Origin of the sequence: Mesorhizobium sp. M0772 (assembly GCF_040320135.1) — a bacterium.
Taxonomy (GTDB): Bacteria; Pseudomonadota; Alphaproteobacteria; order Rhizobiales; family Rhizobiaceae; genus Mesorhizobium.
Genome location: NZ_JAMYPB010000031.1, coordinates 1 through 15777, shown reverse-complemented (window position 1 = coordinate 15777; position 15777 = coordinate 1). Strand labels below are relative to the sequence as shown.

Annotated in this window: 12 protein-coding genes; 5 read left to right on the top strand and 7 right to left on the bottom strand. The window is 66.3% G+C overall.

All coding sequences use genetic code 11. The features are described 5' to 3' along the window. The first annotated feature begins 22 nt into the window (after window positions 1-22). A complete protein-coding gene (gene tssH / locus NKI06_RS19830) occupies window positions 23-2842 on the top strand; it encodes a type VI secretion system ATPase TssH (RefSeq protein WP_352986806.1) in 2820 nt (939 codons plus the stop codon). Here the strand turns inward: tssH and NKI06_RS19825 are convergent, their stop codons facing one another. The 6 genes from NKI06_RS19825 to NKI06_RS19800 all read right to left on the bottom strand — a co-directional run bounded on the left by NKI06_RS19825 (window position 2843) and on the right by NKI06_RS19800 (window position 10908). Next, window positions 2843-4078: a VWA domain-containing protein gene (locus NKI06_RS19825; protein WP_352986804.1), complete on the bottom strand. Its 1236-nt coding sequence runs from the start codon at window positions 4076-4078 to the stop codon at window positions 2843-2845. It abuts the gene before it with no gap. Between the two features lie 2 nt (window positions 4079-4080). Continuing rightward, entirely contained in the window at window positions 4081-6333 is a 2253-nt protein-coding gene (locus NKI06_RS19820) for a DUF5682 family protein (protein WP_352986802.1), read from the bottom strand. A gap of 4 nt (window positions 6334-6337) precedes the next feature. Next, complete coding sequence (locus NKI06_RS19815) at window positions 6338-7417, bottom strand: ATP-binding protein (protein WP_352986801.1); 1080 nt, start codon at window positions 7415-7417, stop codon at window positions 6338-6340. Window positions 7418-7436: 19 nt separating this feature from the next. Beyond that, entirely contained in the window at window positions 7437-8870 is a 1434-nt protein-coding gene (locus NKI06_RS19810; protein ID WP_352986799.1) for a DUF5691 domain-containing protein, read from the bottom strand. Further along, the gene (locus NKI06_RS19805) at window positions 8867-10270 is read right to left on the bottom strand and encodes an SWIM zinc finger family protein (RefSeq protein ID WP_352986797.1); all 1404 of its coding nucleotides are present in this window, start codon (window positions 10268-10270) and stop codon (window positions 8867-8869) included. Before NKI06_RS19805 ends, NKI06_RS19810 begins: the two co-directional genes overlap by 4 nt. Window positions 10271-10368: 98 nt before the next feature. Beyond that, a complete protein-coding gene (locus NKI06_RS19800; RefSeq protein WP_352986796.1) occupies window positions 10369-10908 on the bottom strand; it encodes an Lrp/AsnC family transcriptional regulator in 540 nt (179 codons plus the stop codon). A 48-nt stretch (window positions 10909-10956) separates the two neighbouring features. On the opposite strand from NKI06_RS19800, the gene NKI06_RS19795 reads away from it, so the two are divergent. Together NKI06_RS19795 and NKI06_RS19790 are read left to right on the top strand one after the other, a co-directional pair. Continuing rightward, on the top strand, window positions 10957-12135 hold the full coding sequence (locus tag NKI06_RS19795) for an MFS transporter (RefSeq protein WP_352986794.1): 1179 nt from the start codon (window positions 10957-10959) through the stop codon (window positions 12133-12135). A gap of 60 nt (window positions 12136-12195) precedes the next feature. Beyond that, window positions 12196-12615 (top strand): GNAT family N-acetyltransferase, encoded by a 420-nt coding sequence (locus tag NKI06_RS19790; RefSeq protein WP_023668583.1) that lies wholly within the window; start codon window positions 12196-12198, stop codon window positions 12613-12615. Here NKI06_RS19790 and NKI06_RS19785 read toward each other — a convergent pair. After that, window positions 12612-13727 carry an anhydro-N-acetylmuramic acid kinase gene (locus NKI06_RS19785; RefSeq protein WP_352986791.1) on the bottom strand — a complete coding sequence of 372 codons (1116 nt, stop codon included), beginning with the start codon at window positions 13725-13727 and terminating at the stop codon, window positions 12612-12614. The genes NKI06_RS19790 and NKI06_RS19785 overlap by 4 nt on opposite strands. A 213-nt stretch (window positions 13728-13940) precedes the next feature. On the opposite strand from NKI06_RS19785, the gene NKI06_RS19780 reads away from it, so the two are divergent. Both NKI06_RS19780 and NKI06_RS19775 read left to right on the top strand, forming a co-directional pair. Further along, window positions 13941-14624, top strand: a complete 684-nt coding sequence (locus NKI06_RS19780; protein WP_352652753.1) for an SDR family NAD(P)-dependent oxidoreductase — start codon at window positions 13941-13943, stop codon at window positions 14622-14624. 172 nt (window positions 14625-14796) lie between these two features. Then, a complete protein-coding gene (locus NKI06_RS19775) occupies window positions 14797-15651 on the top strand; it encodes a MetQ/NlpA family lipoprotein (protein ID WP_352986789.1) in 855 nt (284 codons plus the stop codon). Window positions 15652-15777: the final 126 nt, after the last annotated feature.

Below are 15777 nucleotides of genomic sequence, written 5' to 3'. Positions count from 1 at the left end.
GCAGATTGCAGGAGCACGTTCGATGGAACAGCGCCGGTCGTCGCAGGGGTTCAAACGCAAGGAACTGGTTGGCAAGCTCAATCCGGTCTGCCTGCGCGCCTTCAAGGCCGCCGCCGACAGCGCCAAGCTGCGCGGCAATCCTTACGTCGAACTCGTCCATTTCATAGAACAACTGGTGCTGTCCGAGCGTTCGGATGTGCAGATGATCATTGCCGACGCCGGCGTCGATGCCAGCCGGCTTACCAGCGACATGACCCGCGCCGTCGACAAGCTGCCCTACGGCGCCACCTCGATCGAGGAATTTTCCGACCACATCTTCCACGCCATCCAGGAGGCCTGGAACCTGGCGACGCTGGAATTCGGCATGGAGGAGGTCCGCAGCGCCCATATCGTGCTCGCCTGCCTGAAGACGCCGGTGCTGGGAGGCCTGGTGGCGAAGATCAGCGGCGAATTCGACAAGATCGACGCCGACGGGGTCATCGCCCGCTTTGCCGAGGTGGTGGACGGTTCGCTCGAAGCCGGCGCCACGGCAGCACTGGCTCCCACCGCGGAGGCGCCGCGGCGAGCTCCGGGCGGGGACTCCGCGCTGGCCAAATACGCCACCGACCTCACCCAGCGCGCCCATGACGGCAAGATCGACCCGGTCGTCGGCCGCGACCCGGAGATCCGGCAGATCATCGATATCCTGATGCGCCGCCGGCAGAACAACCCGATCCTGACCGGCGAGGCCGGTGTCGGCAAGACCGCGGTGGTCGAGGGGTTTGCCCTGCGCATCGCCCAGGGCGACGTGCCGCCGCCCCTGCAGGGCATCAGCGTGCGCATGCTCGACGTCGGCCTGATGCAGGCCGGCGCCAGCGTCAAGGGCGAGTTCGAGAAGCGCCTGAAGGCGGTGATCGACGAGGTGCAATCCTCCGAAACGCCGGTCATCCTATTCATCGACGAGGCGCACACGCTGATCGGCGCCGGCGGTGCGGCGGGAACCGGCGATGCCGCCAATCTCTTGAAGCCGGCGCTGGCGCGTGGCGAACTGCGCACCATCGCGGCAACGACCTGGGCCGAGTACAAGCAGCACATCGAAAAGGACCCGGCGCTGACCCGCCGTTTCCAGGTGGTCAAGATCGACGAGCCGTCGGAAGCGGTCGCCGTGCTCATGCTGCGGGGTGTCGCCCACGTGCTCGAACAGCATCACGAGGTGCAGATCCTGGACGAGGCGATCGAGGCGGCGGTCGGCCTGTCGCATCGCTACATCCCGGCGCGGCAATTGCCCGACAAGGCGGTCAGCCTGCTCGACACCGCTTGCGCCAGGGTGGCGATCTCGCAGCATGCGACGCCGGCCGAGGTCGAGGACATTTTGCGGCGCCGCCAGGCGCTGGAAGTCGAAAGCGGCATCATCGGCCGCGAGGCCGCGATCGGCATCGAAGTAACTGACCGGCAGGCGCGGGTCGAGGCCGGGCTCACTGAGGCCGGGACCATGCTCGCCGCCGCCGAGGAGCGCTGGGAGCGCGAAAAGGCGCTGGTTGCCGAGATCCTCGAACTGCGCGCGCGGCTGCGCGGCGACGGCGTCCCGCTCGATGCGGTGGCGACAACCGAGGCCGATGCCGAACCAGCAGCGCCGGACGAAGAAAAGACCAAGGTACCGAAGGCCGAGACGCCCAAGGCTGAACCGCCCAAGGCCGAAACGTCCAAGCTTGAAAAGCGGAAGGCCAAAGCGTCCGAGACCGAAGCGCCGGCTGCCGAAGCTGCGCCGTCAGATCCTGCCGCCGATCTGGCGCGGCTGCGTGAACTCATGGCCGAGCTTGCCACCGCGCAAGGCGAGACGCCGCTGATCCTGCCGTCGGTCGACCGCAATGCGGTCGCTGCCGTGGTCCAGGACTGGACCGGCATCCCGACGGGACGGATGCTGTCCAGCCAGACCGAAAAGGCGCTCAAGCTCGCCGGCACTTTGTCCGAACGAGTCGTCGGCCAGGATCACGCCATGGAGATGATCGCCAAGCGCGTGCAGACCAGCCGCGCCGGGCTCGGAGCGCCGGAAAAGCCCGTCGGCGTGTTCCTGCTCTGCGGCCCCTCCGGCGTCGGCAAGACCGAGACGGCCCTGGCCTTGGCCGAGACGCTCTATGGCGGCGAACAGAACCTGATCTCGATCAACATGTCCGAGTTCCAGGAAGCCCACACCGTCTCGACGCTCAAGGGCGCGCCTCCCGGCTATGTCGGCTACGGCAAAGGCGGCATTCTCACCGAGGCCGTGCGCAGAAAACCCTATTCGGTGATCCTGCTCGACGAGGTCGAGAAGGCGCATCCCGACGTCCACGAAATCTTTTTCCAGGTCTTCGACAAGGGCATGATGGATGACAGCGAGGGAAGACGCATCGACTTCAAGAACACGCTGATCCTGCTGACATCGAATGTCGGCTCCGAAGTCATCCTGGAGCGGACGCAAAACGGCACGGTGAGGGCGGGGCTCGACGGCCTTGATGCAGCCTTGCGCGCTCCACTGCTGAAAGTCTTTCCGGCAGCGTTCCTCGGCCGCGTCGTGACCATCCCTTACTATCCGCTCTCGGATTCGATGATCGAGGCCATCACGCGCCATCAGTTCGGCAAGATCGCGCGGCGGCTGCGCGCCAGCCACGACGCCGAACTGGTGATCGGCGACGGCGTCATGGCGCTGGTCAAGGCGCGCTGCACCGAAATCGAGTCCGGTGGCCGCATGATCGACGCCATCCTCACCAACACGCTGTTGCCGGAACTCAGCCGCGGCGTGCTGAACCGGTCGCTCGACGGCGAGAAGATGACCAAGGTGACCGTCAGCGCTTCCACTGACGGGTTTGACTATTCGTTCGAATAGTCAGGCCTGACTGCTCGGCTCCGTCTCGGCGCGGATCAGCTTGATGTCGGCGCCGGCTGCCCAGGCGCCGATATCCTCGCGCCGCAACGCCGCCGCCATCATGTCGGGAAACAGGTCCGGCGTGCAGGCGAAGACCGGTATGCCAAGTGCCGCGACCGAAGCCGACATCGCCGGATCATAGCCCGGCCGGCCCTGATCGGTCAGCGCCAGCAGCACGACGACATTGACGCCGGACCGGACCAGCGCCGCAAGCCGCCGCAGCAAGTCCTGGCCGTTGCCGCCCTCATAGAGGTCGGTGATCAGCACGAAGTGGGATTTGGTCGGCCGCTCGATGCGGTCGGCGCAATAGGCGACCGCCTGGTTGATGTCGGTGCCGCCGCCGAGCTGCACGCCAAACAGCACCTCGACCGGGTCGCTGAGCTCTTCGGTCAGGTCGACGATGGCCGTGTCGAAACAGACCAGCTTGGTGCGCACGACCGGCAGCGACGCCATCACCGCGGCGAAAATCGAGGCGTAGATCACCGAGCTCGCCATCGAGCCGGACTGGTCGACGCACAGCACCACTTCGTCGAGATCGACCAGCCGGCGTTGCTTGCGCATGAAGCCGACCAGTTTTTCCGGCACGACGGTTTTGTGCCCAGGCTGGTAGTGGCGAAGATTGGCCGAGATGGTGCGCGGCCAGTCGATGTCGCGTTGGCGCGGCCGGTTGGTGCGTCGCGACTTGTCGAGCGCGCCACGGATCGCCTCGGCGGTCTTCTGCTCCAGCCGCTGCATCAGCTTGGCAACGATGTCGGCGATGATGGTGCGGGCGATGTCCTTGGTCTTGGCCGGCATCACCGAACGCAGCGAGATCAGGTCGGCAACGAGGTTGACGTCGGCCTCGATCGCCTTGAGGAATTCCGGCTCCATCAGCATCTGCTTCAGGTTCAGCCGCTCAAAGGCATCCTTCTGGACGATCTGGACCACCTGGGCGGGAAAGAAGGAGCGGATATCGCCCATCCATTGCGCCACGCGTGGCGCCGAGCGGCCGAGCCCGCCGCGCCGCTTGCGCGGGTCGGCATCGGCATTGGCGCCGTCGCCGTAAAGCGCATCGAGGGCCGAAGACAGTTTTTTGTCATCACTGGAAAGGGCGGAGGAAGCCTCGTCATCGGCGCCGATCGCCAGCCGCCAGCGGCGCTCGCGCCCGCTATCGGAGGATGCTGGGCCGGGTTCGGGCACGTCGGCTTCGTCATCCATTGTCACACTCCGCCCGCCAGCAATGGCCCAAGCCGCTCCAGGTGACGGCGCCAGCCCTCGCCGCCATCCCGCGCCGGCGTCAGGCCGGCCGGCAACCTTGCGGTGCGGCCGAGCACGGCCTCGATCAACCGCCGCCGCTCCATCGAGTCCAGATTGGAGAAGACGCGGCGCAGCAATGGCAGATGCGCGATGAAAGCGTCCTCGTCGAGCGATTTAAGCCACCCATCGACGGCGCCGCGCAGGCCCTCGTCGTAGATCAGCCGCTGGCCGGCAGTGCTGAAGAAACCTTCGAAGAACCCCGCTGCCTGGGCGACCGGCGTCCCCGGCGACAGCCTGCGTCCGAGCAGCCCGGCGGCGTCCTCTGCCGACAGTTGGCCGGCTTCATAGAGCAGATGCGCGGCGCAGCCGGCGAGCAGCGCCGTCGAGCGCGGACCTTCCAGCACGCCGGTCAGGCCGTTGCGCCATGCATCGAGCACGTCTTCGCCGGGCTCGACCAGCCGGATCGCCGCGTCGGCCTTGCGCACAGCACCGACCAGCGTCGTGGCGGCCTGCTCGTCCAGGTCGCGCACCGCATAGGGCAGCGCGATCGCGCCTTCGACGATCAGCCGTTCCAACAAACCGGACAGCCGGTTGGTTTCGGTCTTGCGCGCCTCGCCGTAACGTATGATGTCGGCAAGCGGCGTCACCGAGGCCAGCATCTCCAGGCATTCGCTGCTGTGCGCTGCGCGCGCCTCCAACGCTACAAGGCCGGCGCTCGCGGCCTCCGACAGATCCGCCGTAATGGCGCTCTGGACAAGGGCGGCAAGCGTGTCGAGGCTCGCGGCCGCACCGAGCATCTGGATCAGGCGGCCATTGGCGGCCTTTTCGATAGTCGGGCCGTAGATCAGGTTCTCGACCAGGCGCACGGCATATTCCGGCTCCCAGGCCAGCGTCCATTTTTCGCGAAAGGTGCCGCGGCTGCGGCCGGCGTCGGCCAGCCTGCCCCATTGCACGCCAAGCACGTTCAGCCGGTGCAGCAATGTCGAACGAAACAGTCCGCTTTCGCTGCGCAGATCGACCGACAGCTCGCGTTCCAGCGCCTCCGGCTTCAGCCGCGTCGCCTTCTGGTTGCGCTGCAGGTCCTCGATCAGCGGCGCCAGCGGCGTGTCGGGCGGAATCTCGCCGACATCCGCGCCCAAAAGCAGCTCGGCCTCGACCAGCGCCCACAGCACCGCTTCGCCGTTGAACAGCGCCGCGATCGCGGCATCGCGCAATTCCTCGAAGCCGGGCTTCGGCCGCTCGCGAATGGCAGCCAGTGTGCGCGCAAGCCGCTCGGCCTCGATCAGCGACGCGGTCGACACCAGATGGCCCTTCGCCCGCAGCACCGCCGCGATCGTCGCCAGCCACAGCGTCGCGGCGTCGCGCCGCCCTCGTGTGCGCCACAGATGCTTGCACCAGCCGGGCGCGACGACGCCAGCGCCATAACCATAGCCCAGCGCAAGACGCGGCCCGGTCCATGGCGCCCATGTCATGATGCTTTTGCGCCGGGCAATTCCCTTGATCAGCGCCTGGTCGTTCTTCTGCGTGTGCGCGGCCTGCAGGGCCGGCACATGCCATGCGCCGCAGACGACGGCGATCGGTCCGGCGAATTCCTTGCGCGCGGCAGCGATTTCCAATCGCATATGCGCTTCACGCTTGGCCTCGAACGGCGCGATCGCACCTTCGCCGTCGCGCAGCGTCGTCATCGCATCGGTGATGGCAGCGAAGATTGGACCCGGCTGCGGATTCTGCTCGATAATGTCGGCCCACCAGCTTTCGCCATCTTCATAGCCGGCGGCCGCAGCCAGCGTGCCGATCGGGTCGCGATGCGATGCGGGCTCGCCATCCTCACCGGTTTCGTCCTTGGGTTCGGGCTTGTCGGCGTCAGCCGTTTTGTCGGTGTCGTCGGTTGCCGGTGCCGCGAACCGTGCCGATGACGGCAGGTCAATGAACCGCAATGCCGCCTTGTTCTCCACCGCCCACACCGCCGCCTGGTATTCCGGCGAGAACTCGGCGAACGGCCAGAAACTTGTCGCGGCCGGATCGTCCTCGGGGTAGCAGAGCAGCGCCACCGGCGGCTGCATCTGCGGGCGCGCCAGCAATGGCAGCAGGGCGGACGCGTCGCTCGGCCCTTCGATCAGCACCGCGACCGGCTGCAAGTCCCGCAGCGCCTGCACCAGGCTGTCGGCGGAGCCCGGCCCGTGATGGCGGATGCCGAAATAGGCGACGTCGCTCATGACCTCAGATCGCTGCGTTCAGCGCCGCGTAATAGCCGGCATAGTCCGGCCGCTTCTTGAGCACCGTTTCGAGATATTCCTCCAGCACCACCTTGTCCTGCATCGGGTCCTTGACGATGGCGCCGACAAGGCTGGCGGCGAGGCCTTCGGCGCCGAGCTTGCCGCTGTCGAACCACGCCGCCTGGCTGAGGCCGCCGACCATGGTGGCGATCGCCTCGGCGGTCGAGAGCGAACCCGAAGGCGTCTTCAGCGTCACCTTGCCGTCGGCGGTTGCGCCCGAGCGCAGCTCGCGGAAAATGGTCAACACGCGAGCGATCTCCTCGCCGACATTTTTCGGCACCGGCAGGTCGAGCTCGCCGGCCATCTCGTCGACCCGCTTGGAGACGATCGCCACCTCTTCCGCCATGTCCTCGGGCAGCGGCAGCACCACCACATTGAAGCGGCGTTTCAGCGCCGAGGACAGCTCGTTGACGCCCTTGTCGCGGTTGTTTGCGGTGGCGATGATGTTGAAGCCGCGCTGGGCATAGAGCGAGGTGTTGAGCTCCGGGATCGGCATCATCTTTTCCGACAGCACGGTGATCAGCGTGTCCTGCACGTCCGAGCCCATGCGCGTCAGTTCCTCTAGCCGGCATAGCTTGCCGCTCTCCATGGCGCGGTAGAGCGGCGTCGGCACCAGCGCCTCCTGGCTCGGCCCTTTGGCCAAAAGCTGCGCATAGTTCCAGCCGTAGCGGATCTGGTTCTCGTCGGTGCCGGCCGTGCACTGCACGATCAGCGTCGAGTTGCCCATGATGGCGGCGGCGAGATGTTCCGACACCCAGGACTTGGCGGTGCCGGGAACGCCGAGCAACAGCAGCGCGCGGTCGGTAGCGAGTGTCGCCACCGCGGTTTCCATCAGCCGGCGGCGACCAACATATTTCGGCGATATCACGGTGCCGTCGCTTGCCTTGCCGCCGAGCAGATAGGTCAGCACGGCCTTCGGCGACAAGCTCCATCCGGCCGGCTTCTGGCGTTCGTCATTGCGCGCCAGCGCCTGCAGTTCAGCGGCATAGGCCTGCTCGACAGGGAGGCGGATGGCTGCGTTCATGGTGCTGTTCTCCGGATTGTCATGTTTTGGTTCCCGTCATTGCCGCGTTGAGGCGCAGGAAAACGAGCGAGGCTGCCGCCGGCAGCATGCCGGCCGCAACAATGTCGCCGATCAACCGTTCAGCGGTCTCCGCTGTGGCAAGAAAGCCTATCGTTTCCAGGGCGTGGTCCGCGCTTCGCTTCGCGGGCTCGTCGTTTCCCGCAACCATGGTGCGCAGTGCCGACAGCGCCTTGCCATTTGTCAAATCGTCCCATTCAAGCCAACTCGCTTCGGCGCCTTCGACCAGGTTGAGCGCTTCAAGATTTTGAGCGTCCTTCAGGATCCGCCTGATCAGGTTCCGCTTCCTGCCGCTGTCCAAACGCAACATGAGGTGGAAGACAAACAATGCCGACTTGCCACCTTCGGCGACAAGCGTATCCGCCAACAGCGCCACCGTGGCATCGCTGCCGGACACGGCGACCATCCGAACGAGAGACAGATCCGCTCTGTCATCGGCACCGAATTGCCATGCCCCGATGAAATCGGACTCTGTTTTGCCGAAATGCGCCGCAAGATCGACCAGGTAACAGCTTGCGAACAGGTCGACGCGACGACTTTCTTGCGCAGCCGATTTGAGTTTTGCCGGCGTGTATGTGGTGCGGCGGCGGATGAAGCCGGATTTGCCTTCTGTGATGAAGGCGGCGAGTTCGGCAACGGGGTCGTCGGCTCCGTCGTTGCCCGGCCGGCCATGCTCGCCCAACCTTGCCAGCAGCCGGCCCGCCAGCTCCTGCACCTTGCCGGAGCGGTCGGTGGCCAGGCTTTTCAGGAATGGCGCGTCCGTGGGCGTCAGGTTGAAATGCATGAGTTCGATGAGCGCCAGCCGGACTTCAGCCGGCTCGCCCGTCGCCTTGGCTTCCATCAGGCTGCGGGCCGTGGCCGGATCGCGACGGCGCATCTCGGCCAACGCGATACGGCGCGCGGCGGGGTAAAAGTCATCCCAGTTCTGCGCCGTCAGCTGCTCCTGCGGGGCAATCTTCAGCCCCTCGACGCTGGCCTGCCAGTCGATCCACGGCGCATAGATGTCAGGGCTGTTCTGGTCTGATGCCGACGGCATCCAGTCCATCGGATGCAGCACGTAGCCGCGGCTGGCGACGAGCGTCGCGCCGCTCGACTTGCGCCGCGCATCGGCGGCGTTCTTCAGGGCCGCCCGCAACAGCGGCCGCAACCGCTCCGGCAGCAGCGGCAGGCCAAGCCTCGGCAGCGGCGGGCGCCGCTTCAGCGTCTTCGGCGCCGACGGCCGCAGGCCGACATCGAGCGCCTGCGCCGCGATCGCCAGCAGACGTCGCTCCCGTTCCTCTGGGCTTGCGCCACCCGCGATCTCCTTCCATGCGGTTGGCGCCAGATCGAACGCGGTTCCGCCGGTGATCCAGCAGTCGCGCATCGTCGCCAGGCCGGTTAGTTCGAGCTCGTTCATGACAGATCGAGCCTCCCGAAGCCGCTTTGCGCGGCCAGCAGATCGAGCCGCGCGCCGTTCCAGAGTGCCGCCGTGGCCCCGAGGTCGAGGCCAAGCACGGTCTGATCGACGGTCCCGCTAACAGGCAGGGCGATCCCTTGCGGGTCGTGCGCCGCTTGCCACCAGGCGGTGCCGCGCTCATCGAGCAGGATCGCGCCGGCAGGCAGCATCAGCGGGCTATCGGTCGACCAGGGCGCTGCGTCCTGGTGCGCCGCATGCGCCGCGAGCGGGTCCTTGACAGCGTCGAGGCCGAAATCCGGCCAGGCGCCCGACACGACGTCGCCCTTGCGCTCCGCCACCAAGGCCCGCAGTGGCTGGCGCGACGGGTAGAATACCAGGCGGGCGTGGAACCGGTCACCGGGCGTGAACGCCGCCGAGCGGCGGCCGGCCGAAGCCGGAAAGAAATCGAGCAGCAGCCCAAACTGCGGCGTCGGGCTTTTCAGATCGAGCAGCCAGGTCGAATGGCTGACGAGACCGTCGCGGCGGGTCTCGATCTTCTCGCCGACGACCTCCCAATGGCTGTCGACCTGCTTCGCGTCGGGACTGGACAGAACCTGGTCGCGGGTTTCGGACGCCGACACCAGTCGCTTCAGCTCGGGATCGTCGGGCGCCGAGCGCCAGGCTTTGGCCAGCAGCACCAGCTTGCCGAGTTCGCGGATCGCCGCGTCCGGCCGTTCCTCGCTGCGCAGCGCCATTAGCCGGGCCGGGATTTCGTCGATGCGTCCGGCAAGCGCCGTCGCCTTCATGTCGACAAGCCGCGCGGCAATGCGGCGGCAGCGCTCGCTGCTGGCATCGGCAAAGGCGGAAAGGCCGAGCCGCAGCTGGTCGGCAATCCACTGGTCGAGTTCGTCCAGCGCGCCTGCCACCGCGGTGCGCGTATCTTCCGCCCGCTTGCGCTGCGCCGTCTCGCGGCGCTCCGTCGCGGCGGCGTCATCGACGGTGCTTTCCTCCGCCTGCGAGGCCTCGCCAATGCTCTTGCCAGACGCGCCCCTGCCAGACTTTGCGTCGACCGGCGGGGGCGCACTCTTCCTGCGCCGGCCAAGCCAGTCATTGACCCATTCCGGCGTTGTTTCGGCTGATGTGAAGCTGGCCGGCGCCGTGGCGGCGATCCACATCAGCGCCAGCGTGTGCTTGCAGGGAAATTTTCGCGACGGGCAGGTGCATTTGTAGCCGTGGTCGCCGGTGTCGACGACGGTGCGATAGGGGTTGGATCCCGAGCCCTGGCATTCGCCCCAGATCAGCGCCTGCTGCTCGTTCTTCTCCAGCCGCGGCCAGTTCGAGCGCTTGGTGAGCTTCGAGGCGGCGCTTAGCGACGCCTGATCGGGGGCCAGCGCCTCGATGGTTTTCAGTTCGAATTCCAAGCCGCGCCTCTCGTCACCCCAAATCAATGCCTGGCATCAATATAGGGTGCCGTTTGTGAAGGATTGTTGTGGCCCCGGCAAGACGAAGATAGCGCAGATCAGTACAACGGCGTGGCCATATGCCGGGGCGTCGGCCATTGCGCCGTGATCTCGGGCTGCACCGGGCGCTCGAGATAGGTCGACAGCACGACATAGCTTCGCGTCGAGGTGACGCCGGGCGTTTCGTAGAGACGCGCCAGCAGGCCTTCGAGCGCCCTGGTGTCCTCGGTGCGGACCTTGAGAAGCATGCAGGTGTCGCCGGCCACCGAATGGATTTCCTCGACCTCAGGATATTGGGAGACGGCCATCAGCTCCGGTGTCTTGCCCCATCCCTTGGTATCGATATGCACGAAGGTGAGCAGCGGCTTTTTCACCGCCTTCGGGTCGATGATCACAGCCGTGCCGCGGATGGCGCCGCTGCGCCGCAGGCGCTTGACCCGCTCATGCGCCGCCGGCGGCGACAGGCAGACGCGTTCGCCAAGTTCGGCGTAGCTGATCGTCGCATCCTCGACCAGCACGCCTAATATTTTTCGGTCGATTGTGTCGAGCTCTCGGGGAGCTACCTTGTTCTGCAGAACCCCATCTGTTTCTTCATCCATATCGAAATTCCTTGTTGTCGCGGAATTCAGTTCGGCCATTATGACCCGATGACGAACGCGCATCAAGCTGCAACGCTCCATCAGCCGATCCCGGCGCTGGCCTATCTCCTGACCGGCTGCATCGCCGTCATCGGCTCGAACTCGCTGGTCCTGGGTCCAATTGCTCCGGCAGTCGCCGCATCCTTCGGCACCAGCGTGCCGGCGGTGATGGCCGCGTCGGCTGCCTTCGGTCTCGGCACTTCCGCTAGCGCTTTGTTCCTCGCCCGCTATATCGACGGCGTCGGCGCCCGCCGCATGCTGCAGGGCGCTCTGCTGATGCTGGCGGTCGGGCTTCTCGCCCGGGCGCGGGCGCCGACGGTGATCATGCTGGTGGCGGCCCAGGCCGTCGCCGGCATCGCCGCCGGCGTCGCCATGCCGGCCATCTATGCCAGTGCAGCGGCAATTGCGCCGCCCGGCCGCGAAAGCGGCACGATCGGCGTCGTGCTGACCGGCTGGACGGTCTCCATGGTGGCCGGCGTGTCGCTGTCGGCCGTGCTTGCCGATCTCGTGCACTGGCGCGCCGTCTTCGCCGCCGTCGCGGTGCTTTCCGCCATTGCGCTTGCTGCCTTGTCGATGACCTCGCTCAGCGACGTCAGGAAGGGCGGCCCGGCGCCGTCGCCGTTCGTTGCGCTGGCCATTCCGGGGATCGTGCCGCTGCTCATCGCCTGCACCGCCTTCATGACCGCTTTTTACGGCGTCTACGGCTATCTCGGCGATCATCTGCACCAGGATCTGGGCGAGCCCGTCAGCGCCAATGCGCTGGCCGCGCTCGCCTATGGCGCCGGCTTCGGCGCCGCGGCCTTCCTCGACGGCGTCATCGACCGCATCGGCGCGCGGCGCGTCATGCCTTTCGCCTATCTGCTGGTCGCCGTCGTCTATGTCGCCATCGCGCTCGCAAGCAGCAATTTCGTGCTGATCCTGGCTATGATCGCCATATGGGGCCTTGCCAATCATTTCGGCCTGAACGTGCTGGTGATGCGCCTTACCGCGCTCGATCCGTCGCGCCGTGGCACCATCATGGGCCTGAACAGCTCGGTCACCTACCTCGCCGTCTTCATCGGCACCACCAGCTTCGGGCCGCTTTATTCATCGTTCGGCTTTGCCATCTGCGCGATCGTCGCCGCCGTGCTGATGCTGGTTGCGGCAGCAGCGGGGTCATGGCGGTCGCCTCCGCCCATCAAGCCGTAAAGGTTGCTTCCTCATCCCGTCCTTCGCTAGAGCTTGGCTTGCCATGCGAGCCCCGCCCGGATGAAGACGACGCTTGAAACCACTGCCGACCCCTCGTCAGACGACCTCGCCTTCCTGGCCGAGCGGCTGACGGCGTTCAATGACGGCGATGTCGGCCCCTCCGGCCGCAAGCCGATCGCGGTCTTCGTTCGTGACGAGCACGGCGCTGTCGTCGCCGGCATTTCGGGATACACCGCCTGGGGCTGGCTCTATGTGCAATGGCTGTGGGTCGACGAACGCCTGCGCGGCCAGCATATGGCCGGCGACATGCTGGACGCTGCCGAGCGCGAAGCAGTCGCCCGGGGCTGCCAGAACGCCTGGATCGACACGTTCAATCCGACAGCGGCCAAAGTCTATGAGCGGCAAGGCTACCGGCGTTTCGGCGAGCTGCCTGACTTTCCCATCGGCCGCAGCCGCATCTTCCTGCAGAAGAAGCTCTAACCTGCCAGCCGCCCGCCTTGCATCGGCCGCGGCACGCCGGTGGTGCTGGGAAAGCTGATCGGCAGGCCGCGCAGCACGCGCACGGCAAGGAAGGCAAAGCATTCGGCCTCCACCGCATCGCCTTTCCAGCCCAGTGTCTCGGCCTGCACCACCTCGACGCCGGCACGGCTTGCCAGCATCGCCATCATCGTCGGGTTGCGGCGGCCACCGCCGCTGACCGCCAGCCGCTTCGGCCGGCGCGGCAACAAATCGAGCGCCTTGCCGACGGCCGAAACGGTGAAAGCCGTCAGCGTCGCCGCCCCATCCTCTGCGCTGAGGCCGTCGGCCATGGCGGCGCCGAAGTCGAAACGGTCGAGCGATTTCGGATAGGGCTTGGTCAGATACGGATGCTGCAGCAATTTGGCCAGCCGCACTTCATCGACGGTGCCGGCCGCGCCCAGTGCGCCGTCGCGGTCCATCTCGCCGAGGCCGTTTGCCTTGATGAAATCGTTGAGCGGCGCGTTGGCCGGGCCAGTGTCGAAGGCGACGATGTTGTCCTTGCCGTCCCACCAAGTGACGTTGCCGACACCGCCGAGATTGAGCACAGCGGTGTCTCCGCTGGCGTCGGCTTCCCTCAAAAGCGCCGCGTGGTAGGCAGCCGCCAGTGGTGCGCCCTGGCCGCCAGCGCGCACATCGTCCGAGCGGAAATCATAGGCGACCTTGGCGCCCAAAATGGAATGCATCAGCGCGCCATCGCCCAACTGGCGCGTATCGCCGCGCCGCCCGGGTTGCGGGGCACGATGCAGCACGGTTTGGCCGTGAAAACCGACCACGCCGATATCGCCCATGGTTAGGCCGTAGCTTTCGACAAGGTCCTTCACCGCCGCCGACTGCGCCCGCGTCAGCGCCTCCTCGGCTTCGGCAAAGATCGCCGGCTCCGGCCCGTCGAAATTCCACACCCGGGCCTGACGCAGCGTCTCCTCCAGCAAGGCACGGATCGCTGCGGGGTAGGGGGCCAGCGTATAGGTGCCGAAATCGGCGATCCGCTCGCCATCGGTCTTGATCAGCGCCACGTCGATATTGCCGTCAAGCACGGTGCCGGTCATCAGGCCGACGGCCCAGATTGGTTCCACGGTCGACTCCCTTGCGACACCGTTTGCGATTCCAACGCAATCACCTGTCGGACGGATTGTCTCGCCAGGCAAGACCCTGGCCGCGGTCGATTGCTCCGAACCTGCCGGCAGAGTTTTTCACCGAACAGCGAAAATCGAGCAACGCCGTTCTTGCGTCTCGCCGCTCAAGACGCCAGCTATGAGACGAACACGTCATCGCCAAGGAGAAACGACATGGCATCCGAAGTCGCAGTGATCGCCGGCGCGGGCGCAGGCCTGAGCGGCTCGCTGGCCCGTCTTCTCACCAAGGAAGGCTTCCGCGTGGTGCTGGCCGCCCGCAACACGGCCAAACTCGCGGCGCTGGTCGGGGAAACCGGCGCGCTGGCCGTCGAAACCGACGTCGCCGATCCAGCCTCCGTCGCCGGCCTGTTTGACGCCGCCGACAAGCAAGGCCCGCTGGCCCTTGCGGTCTTCAATGCCAGCGGCCGCACGCGCGGCCCGATCGCCGAGGTCGATCCCGATGCGGTCAAACAAGCCTTGCTTGTCGGCGCCTATGGCGGCTTCCTGGTCGGCCAGCAGGCGGCGCGGCGGCTGCTTGCGCGCGGCTCCGGTTCGATTCTTTTCACCGGCGCCTCCGCCAGCATCAAGGGCTTTCCCAACTCCGCCGGCTTTGCCATGCCGAAATTCGGCCTGCGCGGTCTGGCTCAGTCGATGGCGCGCGAACTCTTCCCGAAGAACATCCATGTCGCCCATTTCATTATCGACGGCCAGATCGAGCCGGTCGGGACGAAGCCCGAGCGACCGGACAGCCAGCTGTCGCCCGATGCGATCGCGCAGACCTATCTCGCGACCCATCGCCAGCATCGCAGCGCCTGGAGCTTCGAGGTCGAGCTGCGGCCCTTTGTCGAGACATTCTGACCGGTCCGGCGTGACCGTTCTCGCAATTGCGAAATCTTTGAGAGAATATTCCCGGCTTCGTGTTTGAGAAGAAATGCGGTTCTTTGATCCGGCAAGCAGCATTGCCGATGATGTCGTCAAGGCTTGGTATTCCACCTCGCCGCAATGACTTCAGGATTACGAGGGATCGACAATGTCCGAACGCGGAAACGCTTCCAGCTCTCTTCTTTTTTCAGCCATCAGCCGGCGAGCTGCCCTTGCGGCACTTTTTGCCTCGGCCGTCACGCTTGCCGGTCTGGCTCAGCCGACGCCGTCCTTCGCCGAGGACAAGAAGTCTATCAAGGTCGGCATCATCAGCGGCGAGGATGAGGATGTCTGGCGCGTCGTCGTCGCCCAGGCCGCCGAAAAAGGCCTGACCGTCGAGACCGTGGTGTTCAACGACTACACCCAGCCCAACGAGGCGCTCGAGCGCGGCGAGATCGACGCCAACGCCTTCCAGCACCAGCCCTATCTCGATAACCAGATCAAGACTCAAGGGTACCACATCGTGCGCGTCGGCTACACCGGCGTCTGGCCGATCGGCCTCTACTCCAAGAAATACACCAAGGTCGCCGCTCTGCCCGAAGGCGCCGTCATCGGCCTGCCCAACGACCCCTCCAATGAGGGCCGCGCGCTGCGCGTTCTGCAGAACGAAGGCGTGATCAAGCTGAAGGACGGCACCGGCATCCTGGCGACTACCGCCGACATTGCCGAGAACCCGAAGAAGGTCGTCATCAAGGAACTCGATGCCGGCATTGTCGGGCGCTCGGTCGAGGATCTCGATGCGGCCGTCGTCAACACCGACTGGGCGCTGAAGAGCGGCCTCGGCCCGGATAACCGCATCGCCCAGGAGCCGGTGGCTGACAACCCCTACCGCAACTTCATCGCCGTGAAATCCGGCAACGAGAACGAGGGCTGGGTAAAGACGCTGGTCGCGTCCTACCAGAACGAGAAGGTCAAGGCCGAGTTCGACAAGGTCTACAAGGGCACCGGGATCAGCGCCTATTGATCGGCGCCTGGTTGTCAGGAGCAGGGGGGGGGCGGGGGGGCCCGGCGCCCGGCGGGGGGTGGGGGCGGGCGGACGCGCCGGCGGGGGCGCCCCCCGCGCCCCGCGCCCCCCCCGCCGGGCGGGCCG